The 17,862-nt window shown below is 69.5% G+C and carries 17 protein-coding genes and 1 riboswitch; of the genes, 9 read left to right on the forward strand and 8 right to left on the reverse strand.

Annotated features, from left to right (window positions below; translation table 11 throughout):
* Nucleotides 1-62: 62 nt before the first annotated feature.
* Complete coding sequence (gene dapE, locus BRW65_RS28610; RefSeq protein ID WP_073880509.1) at nucleotides 63-1,127, reverse strand: succinyl-diaminopimelate desuccinylase; 1,065 nt, start codon at nucleotides 1,125-1,127, stop codon at nucleotides 63-65.
* A gap of 127 nt (nucleotides 1,128-1,254) precedes the next feature.
* On the opposite strand from dapE, the gene dapD reads away from it, so the two are divergent.
* Nucleotides 1,255-2,208: a 2,3,4,5-tetrahydropyridine-2,6-dicarboxylate N-succinyltransferase gene (dapD, locus tag BRW65_RS28615; protein ID WP_139273301.1), complete on the forward strand. Its 954-nt coding sequence runs from the start codon at nucleotides 1,255-1,257 to the stop codon at nucleotides 2,206-2,208.
* 6 nt (nucleotides 2,209-2,214) lie between these two features.
* On the opposite strand, the gene BRW65_RS28620 is transcribed toward dapD, so the two are convergent.
* From BRW65_RS28620 to BRW65_RS28635, 4 genes are all read right to left on the reverse strand, one after another.
* Nucleotides 2,215-3,510: an MFS transporter gene (locus BRW65_RS28620; RefSeq protein WP_073880513.1), complete on the reverse strand. Its 1,296-nt coding sequence runs from the start codon at nucleotides 3,508-3,510 to the stop codon at nucleotides 2,215-2,217.
* Between the two features lie 85 nt (nucleotides 3,511-3,595).
* On the reverse strand, nucleotides 3,596-5,017 hold the full coding sequence (locus BRW65_RS28625; protein ID WP_073880515.1) for an acyl-CoA synthetase: 1,422 nt from the start codon (nucleotides 5,015-5,017) through the stop codon (nucleotides 3,596-3,598).
* A gap of 28 nt (nucleotides 5,018-5,045) precedes the next feature.
* A complete protein-coding gene (locus tag BRW65_RS28630; protein ID WP_073880517.1) occupies nucleotides 5,046-5,954 on the reverse strand; it encodes an alpha/beta fold hydrolase in 909 nt (302 codons plus the stop codon).
* Nucleotides 5,955-6,022: 68 nt separating this feature from the next.
* Nucleotides 6,023-7,492 carry an aldehyde dehydrogenase family protein gene (locus BRW65_RS28635; protein ID WP_073880519.1) on the reverse strand — a complete coding sequence of 490 codons (1,470 nt, stop codon included), beginning with the start codon at nucleotides 7,490-7,492 and terminating at the stop codon, nucleotides 6,023-6,025.
* A gap of 363 nt (nucleotides 7,493-7,855) precedes the next feature.
* Between BRW65_RS28635 and BRW65_RS28640 the strand changes: the two genes are divergently transcribed.
* From BRW65_RS28640 to BRW65_RS28660, 5 genes are all read left to right on the forward strand, one after another.
* On the forward strand, nucleotides 7,856-8,401 hold the full coding sequence (locus BRW65_RS28640) for an FAS1-like dehydratase domain-containing protein (protein ID WP_073880521.1): 546 nt from the start codon (nucleotides 7,856-7,858) through the stop codon (nucleotides 8,399-8,401).
* The gene (locus BRW65_RS28645; RefSeq protein WP_073880523.1) at nucleotides 8,401-8,799 is read left to right on the forward strand and encodes a Zn-ribbon domain-containing OB-fold protein; all 399 of its coding nucleotides are present in this window, start codon (nucleotides 8,401-8,403) and stop codon (nucleotides 8,797-8,799) included. The genes BRW65_RS28640 and BRW65_RS28645 overlap by 1 nt, the downstream gene beginning before the upstream one ends.
* Before the next feature lie 78 nt (nucleotides 8,800-8,877).
* Nucleotides 8,878-9,345: a MaoC family dehydratase gene (locus tag BRW65_RS28650; RefSeq protein WP_073880525.1), complete on the forward strand. Its 468-nt coding sequence runs from the start codon at nucleotides 8,878-8,880 to the stop codon at nucleotides 9,343-9,345.
* The gene (locus BRW65_RS28655) at nucleotides 9,342-10,511 is read left to right on the forward strand and encodes a lipid-transfer protein (protein ID WP_073880527.1); all 1,170 of its coding nucleotides are present in this window, start codon (nucleotides 9,342-9,344) and stop codon (nucleotides 10,509-10,511) included. The genes BRW65_RS28650 and BRW65_RS28655 overlap by 4 nt, the downstream gene beginning before the upstream one ends.
* A gap of 9 nt (nucleotides 10,512-10,520) precedes the next feature.
* Nucleotides 10,521-11,126, forward strand: coding sequence for a TetR/AcrR family transcriptional regulator (locus BRW65_RS28660; protein WP_139273300.1), 606 nt, complete (start codon nucleotides 10,521-10,523; stop codon nucleotides 11,124-11,126).
* 3 nt (nucleotides 11,127-11,129) lie between these two features.
* Here the strand turns inward: BRW65_RS28660 and BRW65_RS28665 are convergent, their stop codons facing one another.
* The 3 genes from BRW65_RS28665 to pruA form a co-directional block, all read right to left on the reverse strand.
* A complete protein-coding gene (locus BRW65_RS28665) occupies nucleotides 11,130-11,876 on the reverse strand; it encodes an MBL fold metallo-hydrolase (RefSeq protein ID WP_073880531.1) in 747 nt (248 codons plus the stop codon).
* A gap of 139 nt (nucleotides 11,877-12,015) precedes the next feature.
* Nucleotides 12,016-12,978 (reverse strand): proline dehydrogenase family protein, encoded by a 963-nt coding sequence (locus BRW65_RS28670; protein ID WP_073880533.1) that lies wholly within the window; start codon nucleotides 12,976-12,978, stop codon nucleotides 12,016-12,018.
* Entirely contained in the window at nucleotides 12,978-14,609 is a 1,632-nt protein-coding gene (gene pruA / locus BRW65_RS28675) for an L-glutamate gamma-semialdehyde dehydrogenase (protein WP_073880535.1), read from the reverse strand. The genes BRW65_RS28670 and pruA overlap by 1 nt, the downstream gene beginning before the upstream one ends.
* Before the next feature lie 81 nt (nucleotides 14,610-14,690).
* Here pruA and BRW65_RS28680 point away from each other — a divergent pair, with 81 nt between their 5' ends.
* The 3 genes from BRW65_RS28680 to BRW65_RS28685 form a co-directional block, all read left to right on the forward strand.
* Nucleotides 14,691-16,268, forward strand: a complete 1,578-nt coding sequence (locus BRW65_RS28680) for a PucR family transcriptional regulator (protein WP_073880537.1) — start codon at nucleotides 14,691-14,693, stop codon at nucleotides 16,266-16,268.
* Nucleotides 16,269-16,314: 46 nt separating this feature from the next.
* Nucleotides 16,315-16,492: riboswitch (cobalamin riboswitch) on the forward strand.
* A gap of 36 nt (nucleotides 16,493-16,528) precedes the next feature.
* On the forward strand, nucleotides 16,529-16,669 hold the full coding sequence (locus BRW65_RS32070; protein WP_208611949.1) for a hypothetical protein: 141 nt from the start codon (nucleotides 16,529-16,531) through the stop codon (nucleotides 16,667-16,669).
* Nucleotides 16,666-17,862, forward strand: a 1,197-nt coding sequence (locus BRW65_RS28685) for a PPE family protein (protein WP_073880539.1), incomplete at its 3' end; no start/stop codon positions are given. The genes BRW65_RS32070 and BRW65_RS28685, both read left to right, overlap by 4 nt.

Here is a 17,862-nt window from a genome sequence, read left to right on the forward strand (position 1 = left end):
AGCGTGGCGCTCGGCGTCCCGCGCCACGCTGGCGTGACGCTCGGCGCGCGGGCCGGCGATGACTAGCCGCCGAGGTAGCCGCGCAGCATGTCCACCGCGGCGGTGATGTTGGCGACCGGGACGCTCTCGTCGCGCCGGTGCGCGAGGTTGGGATCGCCCGGGCCGAAGTTGACCGCCGGGATACCCAGCGCAGCGAAACGCGCGACGTCGGTCCACCCGTACTTCGCCCGGACCTGTCCGCCCGCGGCCTCGACCAGGGCCTTGGCGGCGGGCTGCGCCAGCCCGGGCAGCGCGCCGGCGGCGGCGTCGGTCGCCTCGATGTGCACGTCGAGCCCCGCGAACACCTCGTGCACGTGCTGCAGCGCCGCGGCCACCGACCGGTCGGGGGCAAAGCGGAAGTTGACCGTGACCGCGGCCGCGTCGGGGATCACGTTGCCCGCTACGCCGCCGTCGATGCGGACGGCGGACAGGCCCTCGCGATACTCGCAGCCGTCGATGTCCACGGTGCGCGCGGAGTAGGCCGCCAGCCGGTCCAGGACCGCGCCGAGCTTGTGGATGGCGTTGTCGCCCAGCCAGGATCGCGCCGAATGCGCGCGCGTCCCGGTGGCGCTGATCACGACCCGCAGCGTGCCCTGGCAACCGGCCTCGATGTAGCCGCCGGTGGGCTCGCCCAGGATGGCGACGTCCGCGGCCAGCCAGTCGGGCAGCTCGCGCTCGATGCGGCCCAAACCGTTTGCGGCCGCGTCGATTTCCTCGCAGTCGTAGAACACCAGGGTCAGGTCGTGGACCGGTTCGGCCACGGTCGCGGCCAGATGGAGGAAGACCGCGTCACCGGATTTCATGTCCGCGGCGCCGCACCCGTACAGGTCTCCGTTCTCGCGGCGGCTGGGCAGGTTGCCGGCGACCGGCACGGTGTCCAGGTGCCCGGCCAGCAGGACCCGTGACGGGCGCTGCCGCCGGGTGCGCGCCAGCACGGCGTTGCCGTTGCGCACGATCTCGAAGCCGGACGTCTGGGCGCGCAGCGCGGTCTCCACCTCGTCGGCCAGGCGCGCCTCGTCTCGTGATTCGCTGGGGATGTCGACCAACGCCGCGGTCAGTTCGATCGGATCCCCGCGCAAGTCCAGCACCCATCCAGGGTAGATGGTCGCCTTAGGGCCGCGAGCAGACACAGAATCGCATGCGAGGCGGGCCCGGAGTGCGATTCTGCGTCTGCTCGCAGGGCGGGGCGACCCCCAGCTCGGCGGCCCAAGTAACCTGACCGCCGTGACTGGAGCTGTAGGCATCGGGTTGGCGACGCTGGCCGCCGACGGATCGGTCCTCGACACGTGGTTTCCCGCACCGGAGCTGGCCGAGTCGGGCACCGGCGGGACGTCGCGGCTCGCGTTGTCGGACATCCCGCCGGAGCTGGTGGCGCTGGTCGGCCGCGACGACGACCGCGGCACCGAGAGCATCGCCGTGCGGACGGTCATCGGTTCGCTCGACGACGTGGCCGCCGACGCCTACGACGCCTACCTGCGGCTGCACCTGTTGTCGCACCGGCTCGTGGCGCCGCACGGGCTGAACGCCGGCGGCCTGTTCGGAGTATTGACCAATGTGGTCTGGACCAACCGTGGACCGTGCGCGGTCGACGGGTTCGAGGCCGTCCGGGCGCGGCTGCGCCGGCAGGGCCCGGTGACCGTCTACGGCATCGACAAGTTCCCGCGGATGGTCGACTACGTGGTGCCCACCGGGGTGCGCATCGCCGACGCCGACCGGGTGCGGCTGGGCGCCCACCTGGCGCCCGGCACGACGGTGATGCACGAGGGCTTCGTCAACTACAACGCCGGCACCCTGGGCGCGTCGATGGTCGAGGGCCGCATCTCGGCCGGCGTGGTGGTGGGCGACGGATCCGATATCGGCGGCGGCGCATCCATCATGGGCACGCTGTCCGGCGGCGGCACGGAAGTCATCTCGATCGGAAAGCGGTGCCTGCTCGGTGCCAACGCCGGGCTGGGCATCTCGCTGGGCGACGACTGCGTCGTCGAAGCCGGTCTCTACGTGACCGCGGGCACCAAGGTCGCCACGCCCGACGGCCAGCTGCTGAAGGCCCTCGAGCTATCCGGCGGCAACAACCTGCTGTTTCGCCGCAACTCGGTCAGCGGCGCGGTCGAGGTGGTGGCCCGCGGCGGTCACGGCATCACCCTCAATGAGGACCTGCACGTCAACTGAGCCCGGCTATGCGTCGGCGGCGACCTTCTCCGCGGCAGGGACCCCGCCCAACGCGGTTCCCTTGGTTTCGGGCAGCAGATAGACCGACACGAAACTGGCCACCACCAGCGTGGCCATCATGAGCCCGATCGCCCAGCTGCCATAGGTCGCCAGCAGCGTGCCGGCCAGCAGCGGCGGCACGGCCGCCCCGAGGATGCCGGCCAGGTTCATCGCCACCGCCGCGCCGCTGTAGCGGTAGCGGGTGGCGAACAGTTCGGGCACGAAGGCCGCCGTGGGACCGTTGGCCACCGCGGCGGCGCCGAACATGCCGACGACGGCGACGACGTAGAACACCGGCTTGCAGGTGTCGAGCAGCGGGATGACCGCGAACGCCCACGGCAGGCAGGCCAGCAGCCCGCACAACATCACCCGCCGTCGCCCGACCCGATCGGAGAGCCACGCCGAGAACGCCACGAACATCATGCTGGTGAGTCCGCCCAGCGCGCCGACGCCCCAAATGAAGCTCCGCGTGTAGCCCAGATGGTTGTGGGCGTACATGACCAGGAAGGTGTTGCCCAGGTAGACGAAGCCCATGCCGCCCAGGAAGCTGCCCGCGACGAGCAGGATCTCCCGCCGATGGAACCGCAGCAGCTCCGCGAGCGGGGCCTTGGGCACCAGGTCGCGGGCCTTCTCCTCCACGAAGAGCGGGGTTTCTTCGATGTTGAGCCGCACGTACAACGCGATCCCGATCAGCCCGCTGCTGAGCAGGAACGGGACCCGCCATCCCCACGCCATGAACGCCGAGCTGTTCTCGCCCATGGTGAGGTTGACGGCGAGAAACGTCAGGCTGGCAAGGATGCCCGCGGTGCCGCCACCGAGCAGGGTGAACATGCCGTACCAGCCGCGTTTGCCGGTCGGGGCGTACTCGGCGCTCAGCAAGACGGACCCCGCCCACTCGCCGCCCACCGCGAATCCCTGCAGCAGCCGCAGCACGATCAGGATCAGCGGCGCCGCCATGCCGATCGACGCCGTGCTGGGGACCAAGCCCACGCTCACCGTCGACGCGCCCATGATCAGCAGCGTGGCGACCAGCGTCTTCTTGCGGCCGAGCCGGTCGCCGAAGTAGCCGAAGACGGCCGCCCCCAGCGGGCGGGACAGGAACGCCGTCGCGAACGTCGCCATGGCGGCGATGGTGGCCAGCGTCGGGCCGAGGGCCGGGAAGAACACCGTGGGAAACACCAGCGCCGCCGCGGTCCCGTAGATCAGGAAGTCGTAGAACTCGATGGCCGAGCCGACGAGACAGGCGGCGGCGATCCGCCGCATCGGGGTGGTAGGCCGGTTCACGGTTACGACGGTAGGTGAAGCTTCCCGGTCGCGCCCGGCGCTGAAGCTGGCAACTTCCTGCGTGTCAGCCGTCGGACAGCAGCTGCTTTTTCAGCACCTTGCCCATCGCGTTGCGGGGCAACGTGTCGACCAGGCGCACCTCGCGTGGCCGCTTGTGCACCGAAAGCTCTTGCGCGACGTGGTTGATCAGTTCGTCGGCGTTCAGGTCCGGCGCGCCGACGACGAACGCGACGATCCGCTGGCCCAGGTCCTGGTCCGGCATCCCGACGACCGCGGCCTCGCGCACCCCGGGGTGGCCGAGCAGCGCCGTCTCGATCTCGCCGGCGCCGATCCGGTAGCCGCCCGACTTGATCAGGTCGACCGATTCGCGGCCGACGATGCGGTGCATGCCCCCGCCGTCGACGACGGCGACATCACCGGTGCGGTACCAGCCGTCGGCGTCGAACGCCTCGGCGGTGGCCTCCGGCCGGTTCAGGTAGCCGTCGAACATCATCGGGCCCCGAACCTCAAGGCGCCCAACGGTTTCCCCGTCGTGCGGCACCGGGGCGCCGCTGTCGTCGAGCAACCTGGTTTGCACGCCGGCCAGTGGCAGGCCCACCCAGCCGGCGCGCCGCTCGCCGTCGGCGCGCGTCGACAGCGTGATCAGCGATTCGGAGGCGCCGTACCGTTCGACCGGTTCGTGCCCGGCCAGCCGGGCCAACCGCTCGAAGACCGGAACCGGCAGCGGGGCGCTGCCGGACACCAGCAGCCGCGCCGGGCGCAGCGCCCGGGCGGCGGCCTCGTCGGCCACCACCCGCGACCACACCGTCGGCACCCCGAAATACAGGGTCCCGCCCGCCTCCGAACAAGCCGCAGCGTAGGCCGCCGGTGTGGGTTTTCCGGTGTGCACGAAGCGGTTTCCCACCCGCAGCGACCCGAGCAGCCCCAGCACCAGCCCGTGCACGTGAAACAGCGGGAGGCCGTGCACCAGCACGTCGTCGGGCGTCCACTGCCAGGCGTCCGCCAGCGCGTCGAGGTCGGCGGCGATCGCGCGCCGGCTCAACACCACGCCCTTGGGCAGCCCGGTGGTGCCGGAGGTGTAGATGATCATCGCGGTGGCGTCAGGAGACGGCTCGGGGTAGCGGTGCCAGGACCGGGCGTGCAGCCGCACCGGGATGTGCGGCAACCCCTCTGGCTCGTCCGGGATGGGGCCGAGCCAGGCCCGCACCCGCGAATCGGTGAGCATGTGACGGCGCTCGGCCGCGCCGACATCGGCGGGCACCGGGACGAACGGCACGCCGGCGATCAGGCAGCCGGTGACCGCCAGCACCGTCGATGCGGTCGGCGTGGCCAGGATCGCGACCCGCTCCGCGCCGGCGACCCGCTCGGCCACCGACGTCGCGGCGCCAACCAGGTCGCTGCGGCTCAGCACGGTGCCGTCGACGCGCACCGCGTCGGCGATGTCGGTGGCGGTGACCGCCGCGGGATTCAGGGACGCCAGCAGCACGTCAGCAGGCTACCCGGCCGCCAAAGGGTCAGTCTTGCTCGTCCCAGATCTTGGTCAGGGTGGACAGGATCTCCTCACCGCGGCCCAGGCCGCCGAGGTGGCTTTCACCCGGGAGCACGATCAGCTCGCTGTCGGGCAGCAGGGACACGACGTGCTCGCCGTGCGCGAACGGCACGATGTGGTCGCTGTCGCCGTGCCACCAGCGCACCGGGACCTTGACCTCGTCGAGCCGGAAGCCCCAGTCCTGGGTGAACAGGATGACGTCGTTGAACGGGGCCGCGAGTTGCTTGCGGCTGCCGTTGAGCAGGTCGTCGAGGAACATGGCGGCGAACTCGGGCCGGGTGAGCAGGCGCCGGTCACCCTCGGGCGATATCGCGGCATAGAGGTAGAGCGCGGGATTGGCGACCGGTCGGATTGACCGGATCACCAGGCTCGCGCCGATCCGCAGCGGGTCGCCGCCGAGCCGCAGCAGGGGTGCCAGCCGCTTGCCCAGGTTCATCAGCCCGCTGGTGATGCCCTCGTCGCCGAGGAAGGGCGCGACGCCGCCGAGCACGCCGAGTGCGACGACCCGGTCGGGCAGCACCGCGGCGGACGCGAGCGCATACGGGCCGCCACCGGACAGGCCGATCACGGCCATCTTGTCGATGCCGAGCGTGTCCGCGATGGCGCGCAGGTCGTCGCCGAACGCGCGGATGTTCTCGTAGCGGTGCGGCGTCGACGAGCCGATTCCCGGGCGGTCGAGGCCGATGAGGCGGATGTGGTTGTGCTCGGCGTAGACCCGCGCCTCGACCGGGATCTGTCGACGGGCGCCGGGGGTGCCGTGCAGCCAGAACATCGCCCGTCCCTGCGGGTCACCGAATTCGGCGAAGCCGATCTGGCGGTCTTCTCCGACGGCGATGTTTCCCTCAAGCTTGGGGCGAGCGATCTCGATGGCCATGTCAGCAGCTTGGCATGTGACGGGCCGTTTACCAAAGGCTCACCGACGTCGGGCTCGCGGCGGACCCGTCATGCCGGGACGCCGATGGCCTTCACCTCCATGTACTGGTGCAGCCCGCTGATTCCGCCGCTCTCCCGACCGAACCCGCTGAGCTTGAAGCCGCCGAACGGCGCGTCGCCCGGCCCGATGCCGTTGACGGCGACCTGACCGGTGCGCATGCGCCGGGCGACCGCGACGGCCCGGTCCACGTCGGCGCCCCACACGGCACCGGACAGCCCGTAGCACGAGTTGTTCGCGATCGCGACGGCGTCATCGTCGTCGCGGTAGCGGAGCACCGACAGCACCGGCCCGAATACCTCCTCCTGGGCGATCGTCGAATCCGGTTGCACGCCGGTGAGAATCGTCGGCTCGAAGTAGTAGCCGACGCCCAGGCCGGCCGGGCGACCGCCGCCGGTGGCCAGCGTCGCGCCGTCGTGGACCGCGCCGTCGACGTGCGCCTGCACGCGGTCGCGTTGCGCGGCGCTGATGAGCGGGCCCATTTGCACCGTGGGGTCGGTGGGATCGCCGACCTTGACGTCGCAAGCCAGCGCGACCAGCCGGTCGACGATGTCGTCGTGCAACGAATCGGGAAGCAACAACCGGCTGTGCAGGATGCAGGCTTGCCCGGCGTGCAATGAGCAGCAATCGAACAGCATCTGCCGCAGCATGTCGTCGGTCACCTGCGTGTCGTCGAGGATGATGCTGGCCGACTTTCCGCCACACTCCAACAGGAGCCGCGTCATGGCGTCGCCCGCGGACCGCATGACCTCGCACCCGACGGCGGAACTGCCGGTGAAGCTGATCATGTCGATGCGCGGATCCGTGGTGAGCAGTTTGGCGGCCTCGAGCCCCGACGGTGTGACGACATTGACCACGCCGGGCGGGATGTCGGTCTCCTCGTCGATGATGCGCGCGAGCGCGAGCCCGGCCAGCGGAGTCAGCGGCGACGGCTTGAGCACGACGGTGTTGCCCGCGGCCAGCGCGTTGTTCACCTTCATGACGTTGAGGCTGTGCGGGAAGTTCCACGGCGTCAGGATCGATACGACGCCCAGCGGCTCGTGCCGCAGCAACGTCGTTCCGGCGCCTATTCCGGTGACCGGCTCGTCGATCAGCTTGGTGGCGAGCTGGGCCGCGTGCATGGACATGTAGCCGGCGCCGTCGATCTGCATCATGCGTTCGTTTTCGACGCAGCCCCATTCGATCTGGGACAGCGCGAAGATCTCGTCGGCGTGCTTGAGCAGGGCCGCACCCAGCTGGTTGAGGCACCCGGCCCGCTCGTCGGGACCCATGCGGCCCCACGGCCCGTTGTCGAAGGCCCGGCGGGCGGCGTCGATGGCCGCGCCGACCTGGGCCACACTTGCGTCGGGGGCGGTGCCGATGGGCTGCTCGGTGGCGGGGTTGATGTCGTCGTAGCGACCGTCCGCCGGCTCGACCCAGCTCCCGTCGATGTAGAGCTGATAGGTGTCGACGAGGGGTCGCGGAGTCTGCAGCTCGGTCATGCGCTTCCTCACCCGAAAGTCGGTCATGTAACCCCTTGGTGTACACCCGCGCCTCCCGTGCGGTCAATCATCAACCACGCGAATTGCGCACGATTCTCGCGCTTCATAACGGTGTTGACAGGGCCGTGGCGCCAAGGTAAACACAAGGCCGCAAGACACATCACCCCAATGTGTCGGATCGCTTGTCCCGGGAGGCCGCGTGCGGACCGCTTTTCACCGCGTTTGCTTCCCTTCCCGACGCGCGATCCATTCCAGGCGTGGCGGCCGCCGCACGACGGCGCCGGTCTGCTGAAATGACGTCATCACCGAACGTTTCGTTCTCGTGAGCTTCGCGCCGCCGCAACATAGGAGGACAGCACCACAGTGACCGACGCAGAAACCGTCAGCGCCAAGGTGCGGGCCCTCGTCGGCCGGCCGACCGGCGGCACCGGAAAACCCTCGATAGCGCCGGATCCGGTCAACCAGCCGATGATCCGGCACTGGGCCTACGCGATGGCCGACATGAACCCCGTCTACCTCGACCCGGAGTTCGCCGAGAAGTCGCGGTTCGGCGGCATCGTGTCGCCGCCGGTGATGCTGCAGACCTGGACCATGCCGTCGCCGATCCTGGAGGGCATCGGCGAGCGGGGTGGCGCTCCGATCGAAATCAAAGGCAACCCAACGGCATTCCTGGACGAAGCCGGTTACACCAGCACCGTGGCAACCAACTCGGAGTTCGAGATCGAGCGCTACCCACGCCTGGGCGACGTCATCAGCGCGACGACGGTGTACGAATCGGTCTCCGAGGAGAAGAAGACGGCGCTGGGCACCGGCTTCTTCCTGACCTGGCTGACCACCTACACCGACCAGAACGGAGAAGTTCTGGGCCGGCAGCGATTCCGCGTGCTGCGATTCAGGCCGGAGAACTGATGGACACCAGGCTGGCGCCGGCGATCACAGCGGACACCGAATTCTTCTGGAACGGGTTGCGGGACAATAAACTTCTGATTCAACGTTGCAACGGTTGCGGGCAACTGCGCCACCCACCCCGCCCGATGTGCCCCCACTGCCGTTCGCTGGGCTGGGACACCGTGGAGTCGTCGGGCCGCGGCACCGTCTACAGCTACGTGATGCCGCACGAACCGAAATTCCCGTTTTTCGAATATCCCTACGTCGTCGTGCTGGTGGAGCTCGACGAGGGCGTGCGGCTGGTATCCAACCTGACCGGCATCGACCCGGCGGACGTGAGGACGGGAATGCCGGTCGAGGTGTACTACCACGGTTTCGATAACGACCTGGTGTTGCATCAGTTTCGGCCAGTCGGCTAGGCGCGGGCACGGCGTTCACGTGAGCTCTCGCTCGGCCCCGCCGATCCACCTCGGCGCAACGTACTCGGAAGGACTCCCATGACGACCACCGCGAGCCGCACGAGCACCCTGCGCTGGGCGGACATCTCCGTCGGCGATGAGGTCACCCCGCTCGACATCCCGATCACCACGACGATGATCGTCGCCGGGGCGATCGCCACCCGCGACTTCATGCCCGTGCATCACGACCGCGACTACGCCAACAAGCAGGGCTCGCCCAACCTGTTCATGAACATCCTGACCACCAACGGCTACTGCGTGCGGTTCCTCACCGACTGGGCCGGACCCGAGGCGATGGTCAAGAATCTGTCGATTCGCCTTGGCGTGCCGTGCTTTCCGGACGACCCGCTGCGCTTCACCGGCAGCGTCACCGGGAAGACCGAGGGCACCGGGGGTGAGAACTTCGTCGAAGTGACGTTCAAGGGCTCCAACAGCCTGGGCGACCACGTCTCGGGCACCGCGGTCCTCAGCCTGCTCGACGGGGACTTCGAAAGGGACCAAGCGTGAGCGGCTCACTGCCCGGCGCCGCCGCCATCGTCGGGATCGGCCAGACCGAGTTCTCCAAGGAATCCGGCCGCAGCGAACTGCAATTGGCCTGCGAGGCGGTGAGCGCCGCGCTCGACGACGCCGGACTGGAACCCGCCGACGTCGACGGCATGGTCACCTTCACAATGGATTCCAGCGACGAGATCGAGATCGCGCGCAACGTCGGCATCGGCGACCTGAGCTTCTTCTCGCGCGTGCACCACGGCGGCGGTGCGGCGGCCGGCACCGTCGTGCACGCCGCGATGGCAGTCGCGACGGGCGTCGCCGACGTGGTGGTATGTTGGCGCGCCTTCAACGAACGCTCCGGGTTCCGGTTTGGCGGTAGCGGCCGCGACATGAGCGAAACCCCGCTGTTCATGGCCCATTACGCGCCGTTCGGCTTGCTCACCCCCGCGGCGTGGGTCGCGATGCACGCCCAGCGCTACATGTCCACCTACGGGGTCACCAACTCCGACTTCGGTCGCATCGCGGTGGTGGACCGCGCGCACGCGGCCCGCAATCCCGATGCCTGGTTCTACCAGCGCCCGATCACGCTGGAAGACCACCAGAATTCGCGCTGGATCGTCGAACCGGTGCTGCGGCTGCTGGATTGCTGCCAGGAGAGCGACGGTGGGGTCGCGCTCGTGGTCACCAGCGCCGAACGCGCGCGCGACCTCCGGCAGCCGCCGGCGATCATCACCGCGGCCGCCCAGGGCGCGGCCGCCAACGGCGAGATGATGACCAGTTACTACCGCGACGACATCACCGGCCTGCCCGAGATGGGTGTGGTCGCCAACAGGCTGTGGCGGGACTCGGGGCTCAAGCCGCAGGACATCCAAACCGCCTTCATCTACGACCATTTCACGCCCTTCGTGTTCACCCAGTTGGAGGAACTCGGGTTCTGTGGGCGGGGCGAGGCGAAGGACTTCGCCACCGTCGAGCGGCTGTCGCTGGGCGGAGAATTCCCGATCAACACCAACGGCGGGCTGCTGGGCGAGGCCTACATCCACGGCATGAACGGCATCACCGAGGGGGTGCGCCAGGTGCGCGGCACGTCGTACAACCAGGTCGACAACGTCGAACACGTCCTCGTCACGTCGGGCACCGGGGTCCCCACCAGCGGGCTGATCCTGGCGCCGTCGGACTAGCGAGGTCTGATGACGCAAGCGGACCAGGCCATCGACACCCGCGAGCTGATCGTGGAATCCGCGTACGCCTGCTTCGGCAAGCAGGGACTGCAGAAGGCGACGATCGTCGACATCGCCAGGACGGCCGGCGTGTCCCGCAGCACCATCTACGAATACTTTTCCGACAAGGCAGCCATCATCGAGGCGTGCGCCGAACACGCTTCCGAACGGTTCTACCGCGAGATGTCCAAGGCCATGGACCGGGGTGGTTCGCTCGAGGAAAAGCTCAGTCGGGCAGCGGTTTTCGTGACGCAGGCACGGCGATCCATCGCGTCAGAGAAGTACTTCGACGAGGATGCGGTCAGCCTGCTGTTGACCAAGGATGCCGCCGTGCTGCTGCGTGAGTGCGTCGACTTCTTCGCGCCCTACCTGTCCGCCGCGCGGCTCACCGGTGAGGTGCGCAAGGACCTCGACGTCGAGTCCGCCGCGGAATGGTTTGCGCGCATTCTGTTCTCGCTCTTCAGCACGCCGTCCCCCATGCGGGACATGGACGATCCCGACGTGGCGGCCGAGTTCGTGCGGGCGCACGTGGTGCGTGGCTTCGCGGGCGACCGGCCGCGACCGCGCCGCGGTTAGGCCTCAACGCCGCTGATCGGGCCACACGGTTTCGGCGACGTGAACCGGCCGGCCGTGGCCGGGCAGCAGGTGCGCAACCGGAAGCTCTTCCAACCGCTTTCGTGTGGCGGCGGCGCTCACCGGGTCGACGATTTCCGGTGTGTGCCAGACCTTGCCGCGGACTGTCAGCACGGCGTCACCGGACAGCAGCGTGCGCGTCGTCGGGTTCCACAGGGCGATGCTGTCATCGGTGTGTCCGCCCGCGTTGACGACCGTCCACTCCGGTGCGCCGGGCAGCGACTGGCCGTCGGTCAGTCCCCCGCGGGGTGATGCCCCCGTCCAGCGCATGCCGGCCGGCGTGCCGTATCCCGCCAGTCGAGCGCCGCCGAGGAACCCGCTGAAGCCGACACGATCAAGCGGCTGGTCGATCAGGGTGGGCCAGATCGTTGCGGCCTTCGCTGGCGTCGGCGTGCGGGGCTTCGCCCCGTCGAGGTAGGTAAGCGTCTTGTCGGGCAACCAGATTGGCGCGCCGTAGCGGGCGGCGAGTGCCGCCGCGCCCGCGACGTGATCGCTGTGGCCGTGCGTCGCCACCACGGCGTGCAAGGTGCCGCCGAGGCGACCCACGACGGGCGCCAGATCGCCGGCGACCCGCGGTAATCCGGCGTCGACCACCACCGCGGCGTCGCCGCCGCGCAGGACGTAGCAGTTGAAGACCCAACGCGATACACGCGTGATGCCGAGATCGGGCATCTCCTCGATAACCAGGCTCATGCCCGAGAGGCTACGCCTGCGGGTGATCCTTGGCGGCCGGAGTTGGGCGCCGCGCAACGGGCATTCAGTGTGCGTCCTGGGCCTGTGATCGTCGGCGTGTCGCCGCAAAGGCCGCACGCTCAAAGCCCGCAACGCACACTCAATGACCGCGCTGCGCCAACGCCCGCAGAAAGAACGTCAGGTTGGCGGGCCGCTCGGCCAGCCGACGCATGAAATAGCCATACCATTGCGTTCCGAACGGCACGTACACGCGGACCTGATTTCCCGATTCGGCCAGTCGGCGCTGCTCGAGGTCGCGGATGCCATACAGCATCTGGTACTCGAAATCGGCTGCGGAGCGGCCCGCTTCGCGCGCGAGCGCGGGCACCGCCTCGATGACGGCCGGGTCGTGGCTGGCCACCATCGGGTAGCCGGAGCCGGCCATCAGCACCCGCAGGCAATGCAGGTAGGCCGCGGTGACGGCGGCGGGGTCGCGATGGGCAACCGCCGCCGGTTCGTCGTAAGCGCCCTTGCACAACCGAATCCGCGCCCCCGCCGCCGCGAACTCAGCACAGTCGGCGACGGTGCGCCGCAGGTAGGCCTGCAATGCCAGGCCGAGCCAAGGGAATTCGAGCCGCAGGTCGCGCACGATCGACAGCGTCGAATCCGTCGTCATGTGGTCTTCGGCGTCCACCGTCACCCACACACCGGCCCGCTGCGCCGCTTCACAAATCGTCCACGCGTTCTCCCGGGCAACCTTCTCACCGTCGCGGCCCAGCGACTGACCCAGCGCCGACAATTTCAGCGACACCTCGAGCGGCTGCACGGCGCCGCGGTCGTCGAAGCGCCCCAGGTGGTCGATCAGATCGAGGTAGACCCGCACCGCCGTGTCGGCCTCGTCCGCGTCGGTGACGTCTTCCCCCAGATAGTCGATGCTGACAAGGCGGCCCGAAGTGCGAAGCGCCGCAACGCTGTCCAGCGCGCTGCCGATCGTCTCGCCGGGCACGAAGCGATGCACGACGCGGCGGGTCACCGGCAACCCTTCGGCGGCGCGGCGCAATCCCGATCGTCGGCTGGCGGCGATGATCGCCGGCCGCAGCGTGTGGGCGAACAACCGGGCCATCAGTCGGCCGCCATGTGCGGATACGGGTGGTCGGTCGCCGGGACGAACGTCTCCTTGAGAGTCCGCGCCGACGTCCAACGCAGCAGGTTCAGCACCGACCCGGCCTTGTCGTTGGTGCCGGATCCGCGCGAGCCGCCGAACGGCTGGCGCCCGACGACCGCGCCGGTGGGCTTGTCGTTGACGTAGAAGTTTCCCGCGGCGAAGCGCAGGCGCTCCTGCGCCGTCAGCACGGCGTCGCGGTCGTCGGCGATGACGGCCCCGGTCAGCGCGTACCGCGAGCCGGTGTCGATGACGTCGAGGATTCGCTCGTAGTCGTCGTCGGGGTATACGTGCACCGACAGCAGCGGGCCGAAGTACTCGGTGGCGAACGACTCGTCGGTGGGATCATCGGAGAGCAGCACCGTGGGGCGCACGAAATAGCCGACGCTGTCGTCGTATTCGCCGCCCACCGCGATGGTGACGTGGGCGGCGCTCTTCGCCCGTTCGATGGCCTCGACGTTCTTGGCGAACGCCCGCCGGTCGATCAGCGCACCCCCGTAGTTGGTCAGGTCGGTGATGTCGCCGTAGCGCAACGCGGCCGAGGAGGCCAGGAATTCATCGCCCATCCGCCGCCACACCGAATGCGGGACGAATGCCCGCGACGCCGCCGAGCATTTCTGCCCCTGGTAGTCGAACGCTCCGCGAATCAGCGCGGTGCGCAACACATCCGGCCGCGCCGAGGGGTGCGCGACCACGAAGTCCTTGCCGCCGGTCTCGCCCACCAGTCGCGGATAACTGTGGTAGCGGCCGATGTTGGCGCCCACCTGCTGCCACAGGTGCTGGAACGTGGCCGTCGACCCGGTGAAGTGGATCCCGGCCAGCCGCGGGTCGGCCAGCGCGACCTCGGAGACCGCGAAGCCGTCACCGGTGACGAGGTTGATCACGCCGGGCGGCAATCCGGCCGCCTCGAGCAGCTGCATGGTCAGATAGGCCGACAGCGTCTGGGTGATCGACGGCTTCCAGAGCACGGTGTTGCCCATCAGCGCCGGCGCGGTCGGCAGATTGCCGGCGATCGAGGTGAAGTTGAACGGCGTGATGGCATAGACGAAGCCGTCCAGCGGGCGATAGTCGCTGCGGTTCCATTCCCCGGGTCCGCTGATGGGCTGCTGAGCCAGGATCTGGCGCGCGAAGGCCACGTTGAAGCGCCAGAAGTCGATCTGCTCGCAGGGCGAGTCGATTTCGGCCTGGTAGGCGGACTTGGACTGGCCGAGCATCGTCGCGGCCGCGATCTTCTCCCGCCACGGCCCGGCCAGCAGATCGGCGGCCCGCAAGAACACGGCCGCGCGCTCGTCGAAAGGCATTGCCGCCCAGGCGCCCTTGGCGGCCATTGCGGCGTCGATCGCCGCCACCGCTTCGGCGTGGCCGGCGTTCGTCAGGGTGCCCAGCTTCGCGGAATGCCGGTGCGGCTGCACCACGTCGATGCGGTCGCCGTCGCCCATTCGGTGTCTGCCGCCGATCACGTGCGGGAGGTCGATCGGGTGGTCGGCCAGCGCGGCCAATTCCGCGCGTAACCGGCCGCGTTCGGGCGAGTGCGGCGCATAGTCGTGGACCGGCTCGTTGGCCGGCAACGGCACTTCGGTGATCGCGTCCATGTTGCCAGGATCCCCGCCGCGCCGACCCCCGGAGTTAGCCGATCAGACAAGATTGCGACCATTTGGTAGTACGATCGGACAATGTCGGGTGTGGGGCTCGGTCAGCTGCTGCTGGCGCTGGACGCGACCCTGGTCAGCCTGGTGGAGGCGCCGCGGGGGCTGGACCTGCCGGTGAGCTCGGCGGCACTGATCGACAGCGACGACGTGCGGCTGGGGCTGGCGGCGGCCGCCGGCTCGGCCGACGTGTTCTTCCTGCTGGGCGTCGCCGACGACGAGGCACTGCGGTGGATCACCAGGCAGGCGCGCGAGCGGGTACCGGCGGCGATCTTCGCAAAGGAGCCGTCGACCGCGTTGGTGAGCGCGGCGGTCGGGGCGGGGGCGGCGGTGGTGGCCGTCGAGCCGCGGGCGCGCTGGGAGCGGCTCTATCAGTTGGTCAATCACGTCCTGGCGCACCACGGCGACCGCGCCGATGCGGCGGAAGACTCGGGCACCGACCTGTTCGGCTTGGCGCAGTCGCTGGCCGACCGCATCCACGGAATGGTCAGCATCGAGAACGCCCAATCGCATGTGCTGGCCTATTCGGCCTCCAACGACGAAGCCGACGAACTGCGCCGCCTGTCCATTCTGGGCAGGGCGGGACCGCCCGAGCATCTCGAATGGATCGGCCAATGGGGCATTTTCGACGCGCTGCGGGCCGGCGACGGGGTGGTCCGCGTGGCCGAGCGCCCGGAGTTGGGTCTGCGCCCGCGGCTGGCCGTCGGAATCTACCAACCCGACGCGCGGCGGCCGCCGGAGTTCGCCGGCACCATCTGGGTGCAGCAGGGCAGCCAACCCCTGGCCGACGACGCCGAGGAGATGCTACGGGGCGCGGCGGTGCTGGCCGCGCGCATCATGGCCCGGTTGGCCGCCCGGCCGTCCACCCACGCGCGGCGGGTGCAGCAGCTGCTGGGCCTGGTCGATGGCGACCCCGACGTGGACGCGGTCGCCCGCGAGCTCGACCTCACCGCCGACGGCGCTGCGGCGCTGATCGGCTGGGACACCGGTCACGACCCACCCCGCCAGGTCCGGCTGGCCGACGTGATGGCGCTGAGCGCCAGCGCATTTCGCCGGGACGCCCAGGTGGCTTCTCGCGGGTCGCGCATCTACGTCCTGCTGCCGCAGACGCAGACCCGTGCCGTCACCTCGTGGGTCCGCGGCACCATCGCGGCGATGCGCACCGAGCTCGGCGTGCAGCTGCGGGCCGCCATCGCCGCGCCGGTCGCCGGCCTTGCCGGAATCGCCCCCGCCCGCGCCGAGCTGGACCGTGTGCTGGATAGCGCTGCGCGCCATCCCATTTCGATTCCACAGGTGACGTCGCTGGCCGAGGCGCGCACCACCGTCCTGCTCGACGAGATCGTCACCTTGATCGGTCGCGAACAGCGTTTGACCGATCCCAGGATCGTCGGCCTGCGGGCCGACGATCCGGTTCTCGCCGAGACGCTGCGCGTGTATCTGGACGGCTTCGGCGATATCGCGTCCGCCGCCCGTGAGTTGCGGGTGCACCCCAACACCGTTCGCTATCGCATCCGGCGCATCGAGAAGCTGCTGGACACGTCACTCGCCGATCCCGAGGCGCGCCTGCTGTTTTCGCTGGCCCTGCGGGTATCGGACGGCGGCTGACGCGGCTTCGCCGAGGGCTTTGGCGGGATTTGCCGACCGGCGGCGGCAAGGCATGCGACAATGTCGTCCGTAAGGTGATGACGATGCAGGAAGCCGGTGCGAATCCGGCGCGGTCCCGCCACTGTCATCGGGGAGCGACCCTCAACGGCCACGGCTGAAAGGCTGGAAGGCGAGGCGAGCAGCGATCCGAGAGCCAGGACACTCGCGTCATTGCGTCCTGCGACCCGGGGCGGTGCACCCCGAGAGAGCTGTCAATCACCATGTCCCGTCTCCAGGCATGGGTGGCCGTCGACGCCACCACCGAATCGGCGCCCCGACGCCGCGCCCACACCAATCCCGCCCCCGCGCGCATCTTCTCCGCGTCAGGAGCTTTGGCCGCCACCCAAGGCGGCGATCGATGACCGCCCCGATCTGGCTGGCCTCCCCTCCGGAGGTGCATTCGGCGCTACTCAGCAGTGGACCCGGCCCCGGCCCGCTGCTGGCCGCCGCGGCGGCCTGGGGCTCGCTGAGCGCCGAGTACGGCGAGGCCGCCGCCGAGCTGACCGCGCTGCTGGGTGCGGTGCAGGCCGGCGCCTGGGGCGGATCGACGGCCGAGGCCTACCTGGCCGCGCACACGCCGTACCTCGCGTGGTTGGCGCGCGCCGGCGCCGACAGCTCGGCGATGGCCGCTCAGCAGCAAGCGGCGGCCGTCGCCTACTGCACGGCCCTGGCGGCCATGCCGACCCTGCCCGAGTTGGCCGCCAACCATGCCACCCACGCCGCGCTGGTGGCGACCAATTTCTTTGGCGTCAACACCATCCCGATCGCGCTCAACGAGGCCGACTACGCCCGGATGTGGGGCCAGGCCGCCACCGTGATGGCCGCGTACGAGGGCGTCGCCACCGCCGCGGTGGCTGCCGCCCCAGCAGCGACGCCGGCCCCGCAGGTCATGGCCGCCGACACCCTGGCGGCCGCTTCCTCCGTGTCGTCGCTGCCCCCCGACCGGCAGAACGAGGTCCTGGACTGGTTGCAGCGGATCGGCTTCATCGACTTCTACAACAGGTTCATCCAGCCGTTCATCGATCTGCTGATGAACAACCCGTTCTTCAAGGCGCTGTTCTCCGGGTTCGACCCCTGGCTGCCCGTCCTCGGCAATCCGCTGAGCTTCCTCAACCCGTTCAACATCGCGTTCGCCCTCGGCTACCCGATGGATTTCGGTTCCTACTTCGCCTATCTGGCGCAAACCTTCTCGTTCATCGCGGCCGACCTCGCCGCGGCGTTCGCTTCGGGCAATCCGGCGACCATCGCCTGGACGTTGTTGTTCACCGCCATCGAAGCCATCGGCACGATCGTCACCGACACCATCGCGCTGATCAAGACGTTGCTCGAGCAGATGCTCGTGCTGATCCCGGCCATCGTGCCCCTGCTGGCCGTCTCGGTGATTCCGTTGGTGGTGCCCACCCTGGTCGGTGGTCTGGCCGGCCTGACGGGTTTGGCTGGGCTGCATGCCATCCCGGTGCTTCCGGTTCTGCCGGCCCCGTCGTTCATCCCGGCGGCGCTGGCGCCGACCCCACCGCCCACGCCCAGCCCGGCCCCGGCGCCCGCGGCCGCGCCA

This window comes from Mycobacterium paraffinicum (assembly GCF_001907675.1).
GTDB lineage: Bacteria > Actinomycetota > Actinomycetes > Mycobacteriales > Mycobacteriaceae > Mycobacterium > Mycobacterium paraffinicum_A.

Coding starts and splice junctions, on each gene's coding strand:
- BRW65_RS28620 (WP_073880513.1), bottom strand. CDS start 3,510: ATGCGGCGGATCGCCGCCGCCTGTCTCGTCGGCTCGGCCATCGAGTTC.
- BRW65_RS28630 (WP_073880517.1), bottom strand. CDS start 5,954: ATGGCCATCGAGATCGCTCGCCCCAAGCTTGAGGGAAACATCGCCGTC.
- BRW65_RS28635 (WP_073880519.1), bottom strand. CDS start 7,492: ATGACCGAGCTGCAGACTCCGCGACCCCTCGTCGACACCTATCAGCTC.
- BRW65_RS28645 (WP_073880523.1), top strand. CDS start 8,401: ATGGACACCAGGCTGGCGCCGGCGATCACAGCGGACACCGAATTCTTC.
- BRW65_RS28650 (WP_073880525.1), top strand. CDS start 8,878: ATGACGACCACCGCGAGCCGCACGAGCACCCTGCGCTGGGCGGACATC.
- BRW65_RS28660 (WP_139273300.1), top strand. CDS start 10,521: ATGACGCAAGCGGACCAGGCCATCGACACCCGCGAGCTGATCGTGGAA.
- BRW65_RS28665 (WP_073880531.1), bottom strand. CDS start 11,876: ATGAGCCTGGTTATCGAGGAGATGCCCGATCTCGGCATCACGCGTGTA.
- BRW65_RS28670 (WP_073880533.1), bottom strand. CDS start 12,978: ATGGCCCGGTTGTTCGCCCACACGCTGCGGCCGGCGATCATCGCCGCC.
- pruA (WP_073880535.1), bottom strand. CDS start 14,609: ATGGACGCGATCACCGAAGTGCCGTTGCCGGCCAACGAGCCGGTCCAC.
- BRW65_RS28680 (WP_073880537.1), top strand. CDS start 14,691: ATGTCGGGTGTGGGGCTCGGTCAGCTGCTGCTGGCGCTGGACGCGACC.
- BRW65_RS32070 (WP_208611949.1), top strand. CDS start 16,529: ATGTCCCGTCTCCAGGCATGGGTGGCCGTCGACGCCACCACCGAATCG.